Raw genomic sequence first — 17,644 nt, 5'->3', positions numbered from 1 at the left:
TTTACGGCTAAAATTTCTGACTCCTAAACCTCTGCTTTTGGCGGCTTCATCGCCTGCCTCAAGCGTGGGGCGCATTTTAGAGATTTAACTGTCGCCGTCAAGCGCCTTTTCATGCTTTTATGATGTTTTTTTGCTGACTGCCGGGTTTCTGAACAGTGTGCATAAAAAAAGCTCGCAAATGCGAGCTTTTTGTTTCATTACCGAAGCTTAGGGTTATTTTTTCCCGCCGCCATTACCATTGCCCGGTTTGGTGCTGCCGCCACCGCCAGTGTCACCACCGCCAGAGGTACCGCCACAGCCGTTAGCTGTTAGATAATCAACTGCAGCTTTGGCTTGCACCAGACCATGCCCGTAAGCATTGTCGCGACCAACTGCACCCAGATCTTTTGCCGACGCTTGCAATGCATTACGGATGTCCGCATTCGTACAAGTAGTATGATGGCTCCACACTAACGCAGCTACGCCAGCGACATGAGGCGTTGCCATTGAAGTGCCGTCAAAGAAGGCCCAGTCGCTCGCAGTAACCTGAACAGTCGCTGAACTGCCAAGTTGACCCATTAGCGTTGCACCATCGGTATCAGAGATACCAATCGCCGGAATGCTCGCACTATATTCACCGAGCGTACCCAGTAACGCGCCTGGCTCGTTGTTATATACAATGGCTGCGGCGCCGCCACCTGCTTCACACGCCTGAACTTTCTCAGCGAAGCTGATAGTGCCGCGTTGGATTAAGCAAACCGCACCGCTTGCGCCAGCACAGGCTTGATCGCCAATACCACAGTCAACCAGGCTTCCGGTAGCTGAAGCACGCGCGCTGCCATCCATGCCGTTAGCATCATAAGCCAGACCGGCCACGTTCAGGGCAACGAGCTCACCGGTACCACGAGGTACCGAAGATAACACCGACACACCCGGGCCAGCCAGCTCAACCTGAGAAGTCTGTTGTGAGAAGGCCGCGATCTGTTCGTTTGCATCAATTGCCGCTACTGACACCACTGAATCATAAGAAGCAGGGTATGAATCGCGGGTGTTACCATCATTACCGGCAGCAGCAATACTTAGCACACCCGCGTTGTTCAATTGGGTAAACGCCCGATCTTCGGTTCTGCTGGCACGGGTTCCGCCTAAACTCATGTTAATAACGTTCGCGCCTGCGGCCGCGCACTGATCCGCTGCGGCAACCAGCGATGAGGAATAGCCCCAGCCACTGGCGGTAAACACCTTAACAATATGCAGGTTAATCTGGCCACTCGGCAGTACGCCAACCACACCCGTATTATTAGTCAGCGCGGCGATAGTACCAGCTACGTGGGTACCGTGACCGTTTTCATCGGTGTACCAGTTACCGGTACCGCTGTCATATTGGCCCGCTACACCCGTGGTCTGCAAGTCAGGGTGACCCAGGTCATAGCCCGAATCGATAATACACACTTTACGGGTACCGGCAGCGCCATCAGAAACCAGATCAGCCTGAACCTGCACAATGCCGTAAGGTAAGCCTGGCTCATACTGTGTACTATAAAGTTCGCGGCGAACATCTTCTTCGATCATGACCACGTTAGGGTTGTTCTGCAGCCCTTTTATCGCTGCCGCTGGCAGGCTAACCGCCATCGCATTGTAATTGGACAGATCGACATGTTGCTGGCCACCGGCCCGCTGCACTGCCTGCTGTACCTGTGCTTTAGCTCCTGGCTTAAACTCGACAATAACCCGTTCCTGCGCTGCAGGACCTGCCGCCACTGCGCCAGAAACGGCAATCGACAAAGCCGCAAGGGCAAAAGCGCCTTTCTTGTTCAGATTCATGGACATGATTAATTTCCTTTATTGTTATCGTTGGTATTACTGGTTGTCACCGCTTAACAGAACTGTTTCACCACGGGCATGAAACATCCTGTTACATTGGCCGCAGCAATTCAATAACAAAATGCTGCTTTTTTAACAAATTTACAGACGTTGATACGCTAGACTTTATATATCAAGACTTTACAATTCGCGGTCATTTTCACTTTCGGAGAGCCAATGACTCATCACAGCATCAAGACCCAGGACTACGGACAGCAGCTCAGAGCCAAAGCCGATTATCTGACGCAACTGCTACAGCCCTTTGTGAGTCAGCCGCTGGAGATTTATCCGTCACCGCCACTGCATTACCGCATGCGGGCGGAATTTCGGATCTGGCATGAGGGCGATGACCTCTATTACATTATGTTTGATCCTGAAACCCGGGAGAAAATCCGTATGGATTCCTTCTCCCCTGGTAGCGCTCTGATTAACAACCTGATGCCTGCGGTCATTGCTTACGTGCGCAGCCGTCCGGTATTGCGGCGTAAGCTGTTTCAGGTTGAGTTCCTGACCACCACCACCGGGCAGGCACTGATTTCATTAATCTACCACCGGCCGCTTGAAGACGAGTGGGAACAGTCGGCAACAGAACTGAAGCAGCATCTGCAGCAATTTGGCACCATCCACCTGATTGGTCGTTCGCGTAAACAAAAAGTAATCCTCGATCAGGACTGGGTCACTGAGACGCTGGTTATCAACAACCAGCCATATCACTTTCAGCAGGTTGAGAATAGCTTTACCCAGCCAAACGCTGCGGTAAATACCAGCATGATTGAGTGGGCACTGGCAGCAACTGCCGACAGTCAAGGTGACTTGTTAGAACTCTATTGTGGCAATGGCAACTTCAGTCTGCCGCTGGCACAGAATTTTGACCGGGTGCTGGCAACGGAAATTAGTAAGACCTCGGTGGCATCGGCGCGCTATAACTGTGAATTAAATGACATTGAAAATGTGACGCTGGTCAGGATGTCCGCGGAAGACTTTAGCGCAGTACTGGCGGGAGAACGATCTTCAAGACGCGCTCAGGAAGCCGGAATTGATCAGTTTGACTGCGCCACGGTATTGGTCGATCCGCCCCGTGCCGGGCTTGATGAAGCAACGACGGAACTGGTCCGCCAGTACCCGACTATTGTTTATATTTCATGTAACCCGGAAACGCTGGTGGACAATCTGGCCAGCCTGGCATCCACCCATGAGGTGGTGAAAAGTGCGCTGTTTGATCAGTTCCCCTACACCCATCATGTTGAAACCGGTGTGGTTCTGAAACGCAGAGCTTAAAGAAAAAATGTAAAGAAGAATCAGGCGGTTTGGGTGGCGGTGCCGCGTGACGGGGCAATTTGTCTGGCTTTTATCAACCGCAGGTTAATCCAGTGGGCAGCAATGATAAGGCCAGCGCCAACTAAAATTACAAAAGGCTCGCCGCTCGCACCCAGAATATTCTTGTGCCAATAAATAACGCCACCGGCGATCAGGAATAATACCGGAAAGGTACGCCCATGTTGCCGCATGCCTACCACTAGTGCAATAAAGCCAACAATGATGCTGGTGCCCAGAATAGTCCGTTCGAGCAGCGTTTCACCGATAAATGACAGGCCAATCAACGACAGCATAGGCAGGATGACAGGCAGCAGCAGGCAGTGGATCGCACAAATGGTGGTGACCCAAATCCCTGTCCTGTCTATTGATCGTTTTGATCCCAAAAAGCGCATACTTAGCCCGGCTAATCTGTCGAAGTTACAGTGTTATATTATAACATCACCTTTTATAGCGCAAGTTGCAACCGGGAAAATAAGGTTAGGAAAGGCTCAGGCCCGGGCAATGCTAAACGGTAGAACCTCGCGGATATGGGTTGCTCCGCTTTGAATCATCAGTAGTCGATCAAAACCTAAAGCAATGCCCGCACACGGCGGCAGCCCGGCTTCGAGCGCTGCCATCAGTCGCGTATCGATAGCCATGGGCGGTAACCCGGCGCGCTGGCGGTGTTGCTGATCAAGCTCAAATCGCTGCAGCTGAACCCGGGCATCGGTTAATTCCTGATAGCCATTAGCCAGTTCCATGCCCTGATAAAACACCTCAAACCGATAAGCTACCCGGGGATCATCAACAGATACCTGCGCCAGCGCCGCCTGGCTGACGGGGTAGTCATACACTATCACCGGAATAGTGGGATCCAGCCGCGGCTCAATAATCAGCGCCATAGCTAACTGTTGCAAGGTATCGAAATCACGTTCGCGCGCGGCCAGTTCAGCCACCGCAGAAAACTCCTGCAGGCGCCCTTGCAGAGCAGAAAAACCGTCACTGCGAAGAATATCCACCTGCAACTGATCGAGAAATAGCTGACGATAACTGAGGCGCCGGGCCGGCCGGGCCTTAAGTGTGGCTTGCAATAACTCATCCACTTCAGCAATAAGGTCGTTCATAGTAAAGCCGAGGCGATACCATTCAAGCATGGTAAATTCTGGATTGTGCCTAGAGCTCAGTTCGTCATCCCGGAATACTTTGCCAAGTTGATAAATAGAAGGAGAGCCCGCCGCGAGCAGCCGCTTCATTGCATATTCGGGAGAAGTCTGCAGATACCAGTGACGGGTATCAGTACCAAGACGGCAAACCAGATTGCTCAGGTGTACATCGGTGACGCCGAAGCGGCTAATAATGGGGGTGTCGACTTCAAGCACGTCGCGGGCATGAAAAAACTCACGGAGCTGCCGCAATAAAGCAGCCCGCTGATGCAGCATCGCCAGACTGGCGTCAGGTTGCCATGACTCGTCGAGCTGCATCATTCAGTTACCTGAAGCTTATTTCTGAACGCGGGATACATACTCGCCAGAGCGGGTGTCAACTTTGATGACTTCACCAACCTGAACAAACAGCGGCACTTTTACCACGGCGCCGGTACTTAAGGTGGCAGGCTTGCCGCCTGTGCCAGCAGTATCACCTTTCAGACCAGGGTCGGTTTCAGTGATTTCCAACTCAACAAAGTTCGGTGGCGTAACCGCAATCGGGTTGCCATTCCATAGCGTCAGCGTGTGGATGTTCTGCTCAACCAGCCACTTCACGGTGTCACCCACAGCTTTTTCATCCGCTGCGATCTGCTCGAAGGTCTCGTTATTCATGAAATGCCAGAATTCGCCGTCGCTATACAAATAAGCTAAATCAACGTCAATGACATCCGCAGCCTCGACGGCCTCGCCTGACTTAAAGGTCTTTTCGACGACTTTGCCACTGATTAGTTTACGGATACGGACCCGGTTAAATGCCTGGCCTTTGCCCGGCTTGACCATTTCATTTTCGACAATTGAGCATGGCTCACCGTCCTGCATGATCTTCAAGCCTGCTTTAAATTCATTGGTACTGTAATTCGCCATAGATCCCTCGTATGCTTTGAAAATAAGCGATTTCGCGCGCAATAATAAACCAAAGCGCGGAGCTTTTCAGGTAAAATCACTGCAGAAATGACAGATTTTTATTTACTGAACCCGTTTAAGGACTTGCGTGAGCACATCAACAATTGTCTCCCTCCGCCCCCAGTGGCAGCAAGAGCTCGCCCAAGCGATCACAGATCCACTTGAGCTTGTCAGCGTACTTAACATCAGTGATTCACTGCAGCAACAGGATATAGCCGCCCGCGGTCTTTTCCCGTTGCGCGTGCCCCGTCATTTCGTCAGTTTAATGGAAGCAGGCAACCGCTTTGACCCATTACTCCTGCAGGTTTTGCCTCAGGCTGATGAGTTTAACGAACATCCTGATTTTGTGACAGATCCGCTTGTTGAGCAAAGTTCGCAGGGGGCTCTGTTACATAAATATCAGTCGCGGGTACTCGTCATTTTTCGCGGTGGCTGCGCCATTAACTGCCGCTATTGCTTCCGGCGGCACTTCCCCTATCAGGAACACCACTTCGGCCGCGCTGAACGCACTCAACTGCTTAGCTATATTCAGGCACACGCCGATATCAATGAAGTTATTTTAAGTGGCGGCGATCCGCTGCTGGCGACCGATGACCAGATCAGCCGGCTACTGACCGAGCTCGAGCGCCTGCCGCAATTAAAACGAGTGCGCATTCACAGCCGGCTACCTGTGGTCATTCCCAGCCGCCTCACCACCGGCCTCGCTGAACGCTTACAACAAAGCCGCCTGCAGGCAATTCTGGTGGTGCACACCAATCACCCGCAGGAAGTCTCAACAGAACTTGCCGCAGGCGCAGCGATATGGGCTGACCATGGCATTACTTTACTGAATCAGAGTGTACTGTTACGGGGGATAAATGATGACGGGAACACGCTGACTGAGCTGAGCGAAGCACTCTTTGCCGCGCGGATACTGCCTTACTATTTACATCAGTTGGATAAAGTAGCGGGCGCCAGCCATTTCGCTATAAGCGATGCCCGCGCCCGCGAACTTGAAGTTGAACTGCGTACCCGGTTGCCCGGTTTCCTGGTGCCTAAGCTGGTCCGGGAAATTGCCGGCGAACCGAGTAAAACACCGTTATAAAGCGGTATTATTCAACAGCTGGTTTCAGGTGACGATTAAACCACTGACTCAGCATTTCTTTTTCATAATAGAGTACGTCCCGACCAGCCGCCTTGGCTGCGCGCATCGTGCTGGTGATACCCATGTCACGCAGACGTTCATCGCCTGACTTAATGTTATCACCCTGAGCATCGGTTAGCTTATAACGGAACTCAATCATCGGATAATCAATGCGATCAAGTACCCGCATATAATTACTGGTGGTCGCACCAAATGTCGGCTCTACCCTGCCAGCCAGATCTAAATCCGTGACGACAAACTCCAGCTTATAGCCTTCGGGCAGTTCTTTACCCAATTTCACGATATGTTCGCGCAGACCATTCATAATTATCTGCTCAAACTCATCCTGTTTAGCGTTTACCGCTTCGATATCCTGATATTCGTCAGGCGTTTCAAAAGTAACTGTTGTTTCTGCGGCAGCAGCCGCGTTTGCTGTTAGGCCAACCGCTACTGTCATTAATGCAATAATAGACTTACGCATAATTACCTCCTTTGTGGCTAACAGTAAGATGCTTAAGTATAGCAAAGTGTGACAGGCACAAATAAAAACGGCGCCCGCAGGCGCCGTTTTTCAGTCGTCATGAACGACGGACAGCTTACATCATGCCGCCCATGCCACCCATGCCGCCCATGTCAGGTGCAGCTGGCTCTTCCTTCGGAAGTTCAGCGACCATGGCTTCAGTAGTGATCATTAGTGAGGCTACAGAAGCTGCGAATTGCAGTGCTGAACGGGTGACCTTGGTTGGATCCAGGATGCCCATTTCCAGCATGTCGCCGTAGGTGTCGTTACCGGCGTTGTAGCCGTAGTTGCCTTCACCGTTTTTCACGTTGTTGGCAACCACTGAGCCTTCAGCGCCAGCGTTTGAAGCGATTTGACGCAGTGGTGATTCCATGGCGCGCAGCGCCAGCTTGATACCGACGTTCTGGTCTTCGTTATCACCTCGCAGGTCCTGCAGCTTGCTGGCCGCACGAACCAGGGCTACACCGCCACCGGGTACCACGCCTTCCTGCACCGCAGCACGGGTTGCGTGCAGCGCATCTTCAACGCGGGCTTTCTTCTCTTTCATTTCCATTTCAGTCGCTGCGCCGACTTTAATGACCGCAACACCACCGGCTAATTTAGCCAGGCGTTCCTGCAGCTTCTCGCGATCGTAATCAGATGAGGTTTCTTCGATCTGCTGGCGGATTTGCGCAACCCGGCCTTCAATCGCGTCTTCTTCACCGTTACCATCCACAATAGTGGTGTTGTCTTTGTTAATAACAACACGCTTCGCAGTACCTAAATCTTCCAGCTGTGCTTTTTCCAGCTCCATACCGATTTCTTCAGAAATCACAGTACCGCCAGTCAGTACGGCGATGTCCTGCAGCATGGCTTTACGGCGGTCGCCGAAGCCAGGCGCTTTCACGGCTGCGACTTTAACGATGCCGCGCATGTTGTTCACAACCAGAGTCGCTAAGGCTTCGCCTTCAACGTCTTCAGCAATGAGCAGTAATGGCTTGCCAGACTTGGCAACGTTTTCCAGAACCGGCAGTAATTCACGGATATTGGAAACTTTCTTATCCACTAACAGGATGAACGGGCTATCCAGTTCGACTGAACCGCTTTCCTGGTTGTTGATAAAGTAAGGGGATAGGTAACCGCGGTCGAACTGCATACCTTCAACAACGTCCAGCTCGTCTTGCAGGGCCTGACCTTCTTCTACAGTGATAACACCTTCGTTACCGACTTTATCCATTGCCTTAGCAATGATTTCACCGATAGTGCTATCAGAGTTAGCAGAGATGGTACCGACCTGGGCGATAGCTTTGTTGTTATCGCACGGCTGAGAAAGCTTTTTCAGCTCTTCGACTGCGGAAGTCACGGCTTTATCAATGCCGCGCTTCAGATCCATCGGGTTCATGCCTGCTGCAACAGCTTTCAGGCCTTCATTCACAATGGACTGGGCCAGAACGGTCGCGGTAGTGGTACCGTCGCCTGCTTCGTCATTCGCTTTAGAAGCGACTTCTTTGACCATCTGCGCGCCCATGTTTTCAAAGCGATCTTCCAGTTCGATCTCTTTCGCAACAGTTACGCCATCTTTAGTAATAAGTGGTGCACCGTAGGAGCGCTCTAAAACCACGTTCCGACCTTTCGGGCCCAGGGTCACTTTCACGGCATCGGCCAAAACGTTCACGCCTTTGAGCATGCGTTGACGGGCTGGGATTCCAAACTTAACTTCTTTAGCTGCCATAATTCTTATTCCTCTTCAGAATGCGTTAATAACCGGATCGCTTAGCCTTCGACGATTGCCAGGATGTCTGACTCGCTCATGATGAGGTATTCTTCCCCGTCAATTTTTTGCGTTTTGACACCATAGCTTTCATTGAACAGCACCTTGTCGCCAACTTTGACATCCAGCGCTTTGACCTCGCCGTTGTCCAGAATGCGACCGTTGCCAACAGCTACGACTTCACCGCGAGTTGATTTTTCAGCGGCTGAGCCCGTTAGCACAATGCCTCCGGCAGATTTGGTTTCTGCTTCAGAACGTTTGATGATCACACGATCATGTAAGGGACGAAGTTTCATCTTTGATGACTCCTAAACCTAGGTTGTGGGTTGATAACAATTCCCTGTCCAGTAACTGATACAGGGCAGTTAAAAATGTGCTGTGCCACAGTTATGGGGGGCAAAATGCCGATCACAAGGTTTTAGGTAAAAATTTTTTCTGTTTTCCGTATACTGATACCATCATTTAATCTGATGACTTCGACGAGTACTGATTATGTCTACTGAGTTCCGGATCGTGTTTTGCAGTTGCCCTGACAGGAGCAGCGCCAAGGCTCTGGCCGAACGCGTTTTGCGGCAGCGCCTGGCAGGCTGTGTCAATATCGGCGCAACCAGTACCTCAATGTATTGGTGGGACGATCATCTCCATAGTGACGATGAAGTCATACTCACTATAAAAACCTCGACCAGCCAGCTACAGGAGTTACTGAGTACCCTGCAACAGGCGCATCCCTATGATGTCCCCGAGTTACTGGCAGTACCGGTCGCAGAGGGTAGTGATGATTATCTTAAATGGCTCGGGCAGGTCGTGAGCTCATGAAACGCGTCGTTATCGTATTCGGTATTTTTTTCGCGCTCTTTCTGAGCGCAGTTGATGCAGTACAGGGCCAGACCGGCAACTTCACCGACAGTCAGGATCCTTTTGCTCAGCAACAATTCCTGCCCGTGGAAGAAGCATTTCAGTTGGACTTCCGGCAACAGGGCAACCAGCTCACCCTCAGCTGGGACATCGCCGATGGCTATTACCTGTATCAGCATGGTTTTCGCCCTGACCCTGATGCTGAATTAGCTGAGTTGCCGGTTTATCCGCCCGGCGAAGAACATGTTGATGAATTTTTTGGTGAATCCATCATCTATCGTGACAGCGTATCCATTACTTATGTGCTGAATCAGGCCACTGCTGGCCAGTCATTTACCGTTTCTTATCAGGGCTGCGCTGACGCTGGTTTGTGCTATCCGCCCACTGACAAAACTGTTTATCTGAACGCCATCGCCGGCGATGGCAGCGCGGGAATTAATGTAGCCCAGGTGGCTGCGAACAGTCAGCAAAGCACGTCTAACAGCTTGCTGGACTTGCTGCACCAGCAGCCCTTATGGCTATCGCTGGGGCTCTTCCTGCTGCTTGGTATCGGGTTAGCCTTTACGCCCTGTGTACTACCTATGTATCCCATTATTTCGGCCATTATCATGGGTCAGCAAAGCGGGAGCCCGCAAACCAGGGCTCAGCGTGAACCGATCAGCACCCGGCGGTCGTTTACCCTGTCACTGGCTTATGTGCAGGGCATGGCAATTACCTATTCGTTACTAGGGGTGGTGGTGGCCCTGGCGGGCTTACGCTATCAGGCCATGCTGCAACACCCAGCCATTCTCATTACCCTGGCAGCGCTCTTTATCGTGCTTGCTCTGAGTATGCTCGGTGCCTATACCTTGCAATTACCGCAACGGGTGCAACAGTACCTGAATGATATCGTGCAAGCGCGCCGCGGTGGGGCCCACCCCAGTGTGTTTCTGATGGGCGCCCTGTCCGGATTGATCGTTTCACCCTGCACCACGGCACCACTTTCTGGTGTATTGCTATTTATCGCTCAATCCGGCGATATCCTGATCGGTGGTGCGGTGCTATACGCGCTTAGTGTGGGCATGGGCCTGCCGCTGTTACTGTTTGGGGTTACCGGCGGCAAACTGTTGCCTAAAGCAGGGGCCTGGATGAATACGGTAAAACGCCTGTTTGGCGTTGTGCTGCTTGCTGTTGCGCTGGTACTGGTGGAGCGCTTGCTGCCTTATGTGATTGCCGACTGGCTGTGGATCGGTTTCATCTTCGTCAGCGCCTGTTACCTGATATTCAGCGGCTGGCGTGAGCTATCGACTCGCGCTGCGGGGGTATTCAGCGCCATCTGGCTGACATTGGCAACGGTGCTGATGGTGCAGTGGTGGCCGCATTCACCGGAAGATCGTCTGCCCTTTACGAAAGTACAGTCACTCGCTGAAATTCAGCAACAGGTTCGTGCTGCAGATCAGTCGGACCGCCTGGTCATGCTGGACCTTTATGCCGACTGGTGTGTCGCCTGCAAAGAATTTGAACGCTATACCTTTACCGACGAACGGGTGAAGGCGGCGCTTGGCGATGCGCTGTTACTGCAAGCCGACGTGACCGCTAACACCCCCGAAAATAACGCCATCCTGAGCGAATATCAGGTACTCGGGCTGCCGACGATCCTGTTTTTTTATGAGGGTGAAGAAGTTCGTTCAGCGCGGGTGACCGGATTTATGAGCGCAGAAACTTTTGCCCACCGCATCGAGCAACTGCAGTAATCTGTTTTTATTCGGGATACTGCAGCGAACTTCGGTGATAAGACCAGTATTTTGCTGCTTTACTGTGATTTTTAACTATAATGTGTTGATAGTTAATCCGTCGGCGTCTAAATTTAGAGTCTACTCACTTTATCAATCACATCGCAGCAGATAGCAGCAGAATGACTGAAAATAACGCAAAAAATAGCAGAGTACTCCTATTAAACGGCCCGAACCTCAACCTGTTGGGAACCCGGGAACCGGACGTCTATGGCTCGGAAACCCTGACTGAAATCGAGCACCGTTTGTCGGAACAGGCGAAAAGCCTCGGCATTAGTCTCGAGTGTCGGCAGTCCAACGCTGAACATGAGCTGATTGACTGGATTCACGAAGCGCGCGATACAGGTGTTCATTTTATCCTGATTAATCCGGGTGCCTACAGTCATACCAGTATTGCGCTGCGGGATGCCTTAACTGGCGTCGCTATCCCTTTTATCGAAATTCATTTGTCGAACATTCATGCGCGCGAAGAATTTCGTCATTATTCGTATTTATCTGACATCGCCACCGGCGTCATTTGCGGACTGGGCGCTCAGGGTTATACTTTTGCCCTGCAAGCAGCTCAGCGACAACTGACAGCCTGAAAAATTTAATAACTAGATACTGGGGTCATTACCGATCATGGATATTCGTAAAATAAAAAAATTAATTGAGCTGGTCGAAGAATCCGGCATTGCTGAACTGGAAATTACTGAAGGTGAAGAGTCGGTTCGCATCCACCGTGGCAGTAGCTATAGCCAGCCGATGCAGTACGCGCCTATGCAACAGATGCAACAGCCCGCCCCTGCCGCTCCGGCCTCAGCGCCAGCAGCCGCACCTGCTGCTGAGCCAGTCGAGCCGGAAGTTACCGGTCACATTATGCGCTCACCCATGGTAGGTACTTTCTACGCCGCTCCGGCACCAGGCGCGGCCGATTTCGTCACCGTTGGCCAGCAGGTCAAGTCCGGCGAAACCCTATGCATTGTTGAAGCAATGAAGATGATGAACAAGATCGAAGCCGACAAAGGCGGTGTGATTAAGCAAATCCTGGTAGAAAACGGCGAGCCGGTCGAATTTGATCAGCCGCTATTTATCATCGAGTAAGCTCACCAGATCAGGACACCATCATGTTAGACAAGGTTGTAATTGCAAACCGGGGCGAAATTGCATTGCGAATTTTACGCGCCTGCAAAGAACTCGGTATCAAAACAGTCGCGGTGCACTCCACGGTGGATCGCAATCTTAAGCACGTGCTGCTTGCTGACGAATCCATTTGTATCGGCAATGCGCCGGCCACTGACAGTTATCTGAATATTCCCCGCATTATCAGTGCGGCGGAAATCACTGACGCGGCCGCTATTCACCCTGGCTACGGTTTTTTGGCCGAAAACGCTGACTTTGCTGAGCAGGTTGAAAACTCAGGTTTCATCTTTGTCGGCCCGACCGCGGATGTTATTCGTCTGATGGGTGACAAAGTCTCGGCTATCGAAGCGATGAAAAAAGCTGGCGTACCCTGTGTGCCCGGCTCTGATGGCCCGCTGGGTGACAATGATCAGGAAAATATGCGGATCGCCAAGAAAATTGGTTATCCGGTGATAATTAAAGCCGCCGGTGGTGGTGGTGGCCGGGGTATGCGTGTGGTTCGCCAGGAAGACGAGCTCCTTAGCGCCATTAGCATGACCCAGGCCGAAGCCGGTGCAGCTTTTGGTAACCCGGTAGTCTATATGGAAAAATTCCTGGAAAACCCACGCCACATTGAAATTCAGGTGCTGGCTGACGGCCAGGGTAGCGCGGTTTATCTGGGCGAGCGCGACTGCTCAATGCAGCGCCGTCACCAGAAAGTGGTTGAAGAAGCGCCAGCTCCTGGCATTACCCCGGAGCTCCGTAAATTCATCGGCGAGCGTTGCTCGAAAGCCTGTATCGAAATCGGTTACCGCGGCGCGGGCACCTTCGAGTTCTTATACGAGAACAACGAGTTTTACTTTATTGAAATGAACACGCGGATTCAGGTTGAGCACCCGGTCACTGAAATGATTACCGGGGTGGACCTGATCAAAGAACAGTTACGTGTGGCTGCCGGCCGGCCGTTATCAATATCCCAGGAAGATGTGGTGATTCGCGGCCATTCTGTCGAATGCCGGATTAACGCTGAAGATCCAGCGACTTTTGTGCCCTCACCCGGCACCATAACCCGCTTCCATCCGCCAGGTGGCCTGGGCGTGCGTTGGGATTCCCATGTCTATGCTGACTATCGGGTACCGCCGAATTACGACTCGATGATTGGTAAACTCATTACTTATGGTGAAACCCGTGAAGTCGCTATTGCCCGTATGCGCAATGCCTTAAGCGAACTCATCATTGAAGGTATTAAGACCAACGTACCACTGCAAAAAGATATCATGGCGGATGAGAAGTTCCAGCAAGGCGGAACCAACATCCATTACCTGGAGAAAAAACTTGGTATGGGCGGTCACTAAGCCCTATGCCATGGATTCAGCTTACTTTGTCTGCTTCTGAGCAGCATGCGCCTTTAGTGGGTGACATGCTGCAAGAAGAAGGCGCGCTGGCAGTAACCTACCGCGATGCTCAGGACAATCCGATATTCGAGCCGCCGCTTGATCAGATCCTCTATTGGCATGAGACCCTGGTAACGGGCTTATTTGAGGCCGATACCGATATCAGTCCGGTGGTAGCAGCTTTGCGCGAGTCCGGTCTGGTAGCAAGGGATTTCAGCTATAAAACTGACCAGCTTGAAGATAAAGACTGGGAGCGGGAATGGATGGATAACTTCCACCCTATCCAGTTTGGTGAGCGCCTTTGGGTTTGTCCAAGTTGGCGCGAAATTCCCGAGCCTGATGCCGTCAATATTATGCTGGATCCGGGTATGGCTTTTGGCACCGGTACGCACTCCACGACAGCTTTATGTCTCAGTTGGCTCGATCAGCAGGATCTGACCGGCAAAACTGTGGTCGATTTTGGCTGCGGCTCAGGCATTCTGGCAATCGCGGCGCTGTTGCTTGGCGCCGAGCGCGCCATCGGTATCGATATTGATAAGCAGGCGCTTATTGCCAGCCGCGATAACGCGGTTCGTAACGGCGTTGGTGACCGGCTGGAGGTCTATCTGCCAGCTGATCAGCCCAGTCTGCAGGCCGACCTGGTACTGGCTAATGTGCTGGCAGGACCGCTACGCGAACTGGCGCCGGTTATCAGCGGCTATGTCGGCGCAGGCGGCGAGCTGGTGATGTCCGGTATCCTTGAACGCCAGATTGATTCGGTGCAGCAAGCCTATGAACATGAATTCGTATTTAGCGAACCACGCCTGAAAAATGAATGGGTGATGCTCCACGCCACGCGCAAACAGTAACCAAGGCGTAATTTGTCAAGAGTCAAAATTGCAAAAAACACGACTTTTGTACAAATTACGTCCTTTTCTTTCTCTGCCAAATTCCCTAAAATTTCCGACCCTTTGCTTGCACAGTTTTTAACCGATGCGGATCGGAGCTTATCATCTTAAACATCCTGTGATTCTGGCCCCAATGGCCGGTGTGACTGACTTACCCTTCCGGCGCATGTGTCATGAGCTGGGCGCGGGCCTGACAGTATCTGAGATGCTGTCGAGCAATCCGCGGGTGTGGGATTCGAGGAAATCACGGTATCGCATGGGTCATCATGATGAGCCGGGTATAAAAATAGTGCAGATTGCTGGTTCAGAGCCCGAGTTGATGGCTGCCGCCGCCCGGCATAATGTCGAGCAGGGCGCTCAGATCATCGACATCAATATGGGCTGCCCGGCAAAAAAGGTGAATAAAAAACTGGCCGGTTCCGCGTTACTTCAGTATCCGGAACTCGTCGCACAAATATTGTCTGCGGTCGTTACTGCAGTCAATGTGCCGGTCACGTTAAAAATACGCACAGGTTGGGATCCGGATAACCGGAACGCCCGGGACATTGCCAATATAGCTGAGCAGGCTGGCATAAAATCCCTGGCCGTTCATGGCCGGACCCGGGCCTGTATGTTCAAAGGTGAAGCGGAATACGACACCATTAAAGCGATAAAGGCTGCGGTGTCGATTCCGGTGGTCGCCAACGGCGATATCACATCACCAGAAAAGGCCAGAGAAGTCTTAGATTACACGGGTGCTGATGCGGTCATGATTGGACGTGGAGCCCAGGGCAATCCATGGTTGTTTCGCGAAATTGCGCATTACCTGGCAACTGGCGAACAACTGGCCCCGCCAACTCCGGCAGAAGTATCGGCGGTAGTGCAGACACATGTACGTCGACTGCACCAGCATTACGGTGACTTCATGGGAGTCAGGATAGCCCGCAAACATGTGGGGTGGTACTTGCAGCAGCAGTATCCCACCAGTGAATTTCGCCGCCAGTTTGTAGCATTTGATGCTGCACAGCAGCAACTCGATGCATTGGCGGATTATTTTGTAACTGTAAACTAGAAGAGATAGAGCGCACCTATGTTTGATCACAACACAAATCGTGACCAGGTTTCTCCTTTTACCACTATCGGTACCAATGCCCAGCCTAAGCCGCTGCGCGATTCGGTAAAGCAGGCGGTTAATTCTTTCCTTAAGCAATTGGAAGGTGCTGACCCTGAAGCTTTGTATGATCTTGTCCTGGCGGAAGTAGAAGCTCCGCTGCTGGAAGAAGTTATGACCTATACTCGGGGTAATCAGACTCGCGCAGCTACCATGCTGGGCATCAACCGCGGCACCCTGCGGAAGAAGCTCAAAAAATATGGTATGAACTAAATCGACAACAAAAAAGAGCGCCTGGTGTGCTCTTTTTTATTTATGGCTACAAATGGTGAATACAATGCAACATCGTCCGATTCAACGCGCCCTACTGAGTGTTTCAGATAAAACAGGTATTGTTGATTTTGCCCGTAACCTGCAGCAACGCGGCGTACAATTGCTGTCGACCGGTGGTACTGCAAGTCTGCTGCGCCAGCATGATATCGCGGTTACCGATGTATCTGAACATACCGGCCAGCCGGAAATCATGGACGGCCGGGTAAAAACCCTGCATCCGAAAATTCATGGTGGCATTTTAGGCCGTCGCGACCGTGACCAGCAGGTGATGGCCGAGCAGAATATAGCCCCTATCGATATGGTAGTCGTTAATCTGTACCCCTTCGCCAGGACGGTTGCGAACCCGAACTGCAGCCACGAAGACGCGGTTGAGAATATCGATATTGGCGGCCCGACTATGGTCCGCGCCGCGGCGAAGAACCACCAGGATGTCACCATAGTAGTTAACGCCATCGATTACGATCAGGTTATCGCCGAGATGGACGCCAACGACAACAGCCTGACCCTGGATACCCGCTTTGATCTGGCCATTAAGGCCTTTGAGCATACCGCCCAGTACGACGGCATGATTGCCAATTATTTTGGCGCACGCCTGGGCAAAGCAGCCAGCAAATTCCCCCGCACCTTTAATGTGCAGCTGCAGAAGAAGCAGGACCTGCGCTATGGCGAGAACAGCCATCAGCAGGCAGCTTTCTATGTTGAATCTGAAACGGGCGAAGCCTCTGTGGCTACCGCTCAGCAGCTGCAAGGCAAGGAATTATCATTCAACAACATCGCTGATACTGATGCCGCGCTCGAGTGTGTGAAGAGCTTTGCCGAGCCTGCCTGTGTCATCGTCAAACATGCCAACCCCTGCGGTGTGGCTGTCGCTGGGTCGATCCTGACCGCGTATGAGCGCGCTTTTAAAACCGATCCGACCTCAGCCTTCGGCGGTATTATCGCCTTTAATCGTGAACTCGATGCCGCCACCGCGAAGGCCATCGTCGAGCGCCAGTTCGTCGAAGTGATCATCGCACCAGTGGTTAGCGCCGCGGCTCGCGACGTCGTCGCCGCGAAAACCAATGTCCGCTTACTTGAATGTGGCGAATGGTCAGCGCAGCAAGTAGCAAGCTTTGACTATAAGCGCGTTGCTGGCGGCCTGCTGGTACAGGACAGCGATCAGGGCAAAATCGATACTAACGACCTCAAGGTTGTGACTAAAGTCCAGCCTGACGAAAAGCAGTTACAAGATCTGTTGTTTTGCTGGAAAGTGGCTAAGTTTGTAAAATCCAATGCCATTGTTTATGCCCGTGACGGTATGACCATCGGCGTTGGCGCCGGCCAGATGAGCCGGGTTTACAGCGCCAAAATTGCTGGTATTAAGGCCGCTGATGAGAACCTCGAGGTAACAGGTTCGGTCATGGCGTCCGATGCCTTCTTCCCATTCCGGGACGGCATCGACGCAGCAGCAGCGGCTGGCATTAAAGCCATTATCCAGCCGGGAGGCTCCATTCGCGACGAAGAAATCATCGCGGCCGCGGATGAGCATGGTATCGCTATGGTGTTTACCGGTATGCGGCACTTCCGGCACTAG

At 52.1% G+C, this 17,644-nt stretch carries 18 protein-coding genes; 11 read left to right on the top strand and 7 right to left on the bottom strand.

Annotated elements, in window-relative coordinates:
* Window positions 1-213 precede the first annotated feature (213 nt).
* Window positions 214-1,809 (bottom strand): S8 family serine peptidase, encoded by a 1,596-nt coding sequence (locus R3196_RS08065; protein WP_318936260.1) that lies wholly within the window; start codon window positions 1,807-1,809, stop codon window positions 214-216.
* Between the two features lie 210 nt (window positions 1,810-2,019).
* Between R3196_RS08065 and trmA the strand changes: the two genes are divergently transcribed.
* Window positions 2,020-3,120, top strand: a complete 1,101-nt coding sequence (trmA, locus tag R3196_RS08060; protein ID WP_318936259.1) for a tRNA (uridine(54)-C5)-methyltransferase TrmA — start codon at window positions 2,020-2,022, stop codon at window positions 3,118-3,120.
* A 20-nt stretch (window positions 3,121-3,140) separates the two neighbouring features.
* Here the strand turns inward: trmA and R3196_RS08055 are convergent, their stop codons facing one another.
* From R3196_RS08055 to efp, 3 genes are all read right to left on the bottom strand, one after another.
* On the bottom strand, window positions 3,141-3,551 hold the full coding sequence (locus tag R3196_RS08055) for a MerC domain-containing protein (protein WP_318936258.1): 411 nt from the start codon (window positions 3,549-3,551) through the stop codon (window positions 3,141-3,143).
* A gap of 96 nt (window positions 3,552-3,647) precedes the next feature.
* Window positions 3,648-4,622: an EF-P lysine aminoacylase EpmA gene (gene epmA, locus R3196_RS08050; protein ID WP_318936257.1), complete on the bottom strand. Its 975-nt coding sequence runs from the start codon at window positions 4,620-4,622 to the stop codon at window positions 3,648-3,650.
* A gap of 15 nt (window positions 4,623-4,637) precedes the next feature.
* Entirely contained in the window at window positions 4,638-5,207 is a 570-nt protein-coding gene (gene efp, locus R3196_RS08045) for an elongation factor P (RefSeq protein WP_318936256.1), read from the bottom strand.
* A gap of 127 nt (window positions 5,208-5,334) precedes the next feature.
* Here efp and epmB point away from each other — a divergent pair, with 127 nt between their 5' ends.
* Window positions 5,335-6,330: an EF-P beta-lysylation protein EpmB gene (epmB, locus tag R3196_RS08040; protein WP_318936255.1), complete on the top strand. Its 996-nt coding sequence runs from the start codon at window positions 5,335-5,337 to the stop codon at window positions 6,328-6,330.
* 7 nt (window positions 6,331-6,337) lie between these two features.
* On the opposite strand, the gene R3196_RS08035 is transcribed toward epmB, so the two are convergent.
* The 3 genes from R3196_RS08035 to R3196_RS08025 all read right to left on the bottom strand — a co-directional run bounded on the left by R3196_RS08035 (window position 6,338) and on the right by R3196_RS08025 (window position 8,935).
* Window positions 6,338-6,850 (bottom strand): DUF3016 domain-containing protein, encoded by a 513-nt coding sequence (locus tag R3196_RS08035; RefSeq protein WP_318936254.1) that lies wholly within the window; start codon window positions 6,848-6,850, stop codon window positions 6,338-6,340.
* Window positions 6,851-6,965: 115 nt separating this feature from the next.
* A complete protein-coding gene (gene groL, locus R3196_RS08030; RefSeq protein ID WP_318936253.1) occupies window positions 6,966-8,600 on the bottom strand; it encodes a chaperonin GroEL in 1,635 nt (544 codons plus the stop codon).
* A 41-nt stretch (window positions 8,601-8,641) separates the two neighbouring features.
* Complete coding sequence (locus R3196_RS08025; protein ID WP_318936252.1) at window positions 8,642-8,935, bottom strand: co-chaperone GroES; 294 nt, start codon at window positions 8,933-8,935, stop codon at window positions 8,642-8,644.
* A gap of 196 nt (window positions 8,936-9,131) precedes the next feature.
* On the opposite strand from R3196_RS08025, the gene cutA reads away from it, so the two are divergent.
* The 9 genes from cutA to purH all read left to right on the top strand — a co-directional run bounded on the left by cutA (window position 9,132) and on the right by purH (window position 17,644).
* A complete protein-coding gene (gene cutA / locus R3196_RS08020) occupies window positions 9,132-9,455 on the top strand; it encodes a divalent-cation tolerance protein CutA (RefSeq protein ID WP_318936251.1) in 324 nt (107 codons plus the stop codon).
* Window positions 9,428-11,227: a protein-disulfide reductase DsbD gene (locus R3196_RS08015; protein ID WP_318936250.1), complete on the top strand. Its 1,800-nt coding sequence runs from the start codon at window positions 9,428-9,430 to the stop codon at window positions 11,225-11,227. Before cutA ends, R3196_RS08015 begins: the two co-directional genes overlap by 28 nt.
* 161 nt (window positions 11,228-11,388) lie before the next feature.
* A complete protein-coding gene (aroQ, locus tag R3196_RS08010; protein WP_318936249.1) occupies window positions 11,389-11,850 on the top strand; it encodes a type II 3-dehydroquinate dehydratase in 462 nt (153 codons plus the stop codon).
* A gap of 37 nt (window positions 11,851-11,887) precedes the next feature.
* Window positions 11,888-12,349, top strand: a complete 462-nt coding sequence (accB, locus tag R3196_RS08005) for an acetyl-CoA carboxylase biotin carboxyl carrier protein (protein WP_318936248.1) — start codon at window positions 11,888-11,890, stop codon at window positions 12,347-12,349.
* Window positions 12,350-12,372: 23 nt separating this feature from the next.
* A complete protein-coding gene (gene accC / locus R3196_RS08000; protein WP_318936247.1) occupies window positions 12,373-13,722 on the top strand; it encodes an acetyl-CoA carboxylase biotin carboxylase subunit in 1,350 nt (449 codons plus the stop codon).
* A 5-nt stretch (window positions 13,723-13,727) separates the two neighbouring features.
* The gene (gene prmA, locus R3196_RS07995; RefSeq protein ID WP_318936246.1) at window positions 13,728-14,609 is read left to right on the top strand and encodes a 50S ribosomal protein L11 methyltransferase; all 882 of its coding nucleotides are present in this window, start codon (window positions 13,728-13,730) and stop codon (window positions 14,607-14,609) included.
* Between the two features lie 124 nt (window positions 14,610-14,733).
* The gene (gene dusB / locus R3196_RS07990) at window positions 14,734-15,699 is read left to right on the top strand and encodes a tRNA dihydrouridine synthase DusB (protein ID WP_318936245.1); all 966 of its coding nucleotides are present in this window, start codon (window positions 14,734-14,736) and stop codon (window positions 15,697-15,699) included.
* 18 nt (window positions 15,700-15,717) lie between these two features.
* The gene (fis, locus tag R3196_RS07985; RefSeq protein WP_318936244.1) at window positions 15,718-16,011 is read left to right on the top strand and encodes a DNA-binding transcriptional regulator Fis; all 294 of its coding nucleotides are present in this window, start codon (window positions 15,718-15,720) and stop codon (window positions 16,009-16,011) included.
* A 64-nt stretch (window positions 16,012-16,075) separates the two neighbouring features.
* Entirely contained in the window at window positions 16,076-17,644 is a 1,569-nt protein-coding gene (gene purH / locus R3196_RS07980) for a bifunctional phosphoribosylaminoimidazolecarboxamide formyltransferase/IMP cyclohydrolase (RefSeq protein ID WP_318936243.1), read from the top strand.

This window comes from Pseudidiomarina sp., from assembly GCF_033722695.1.
GTDB lineage: Bacteria > Pseudomonadota > Gammaproteobacteria > Enterobacterales > Alteromonadaceae > Pseudidiomarina.
This window is presented reverse-complemented; position numbering and strand designations above follow the sequence as displayed.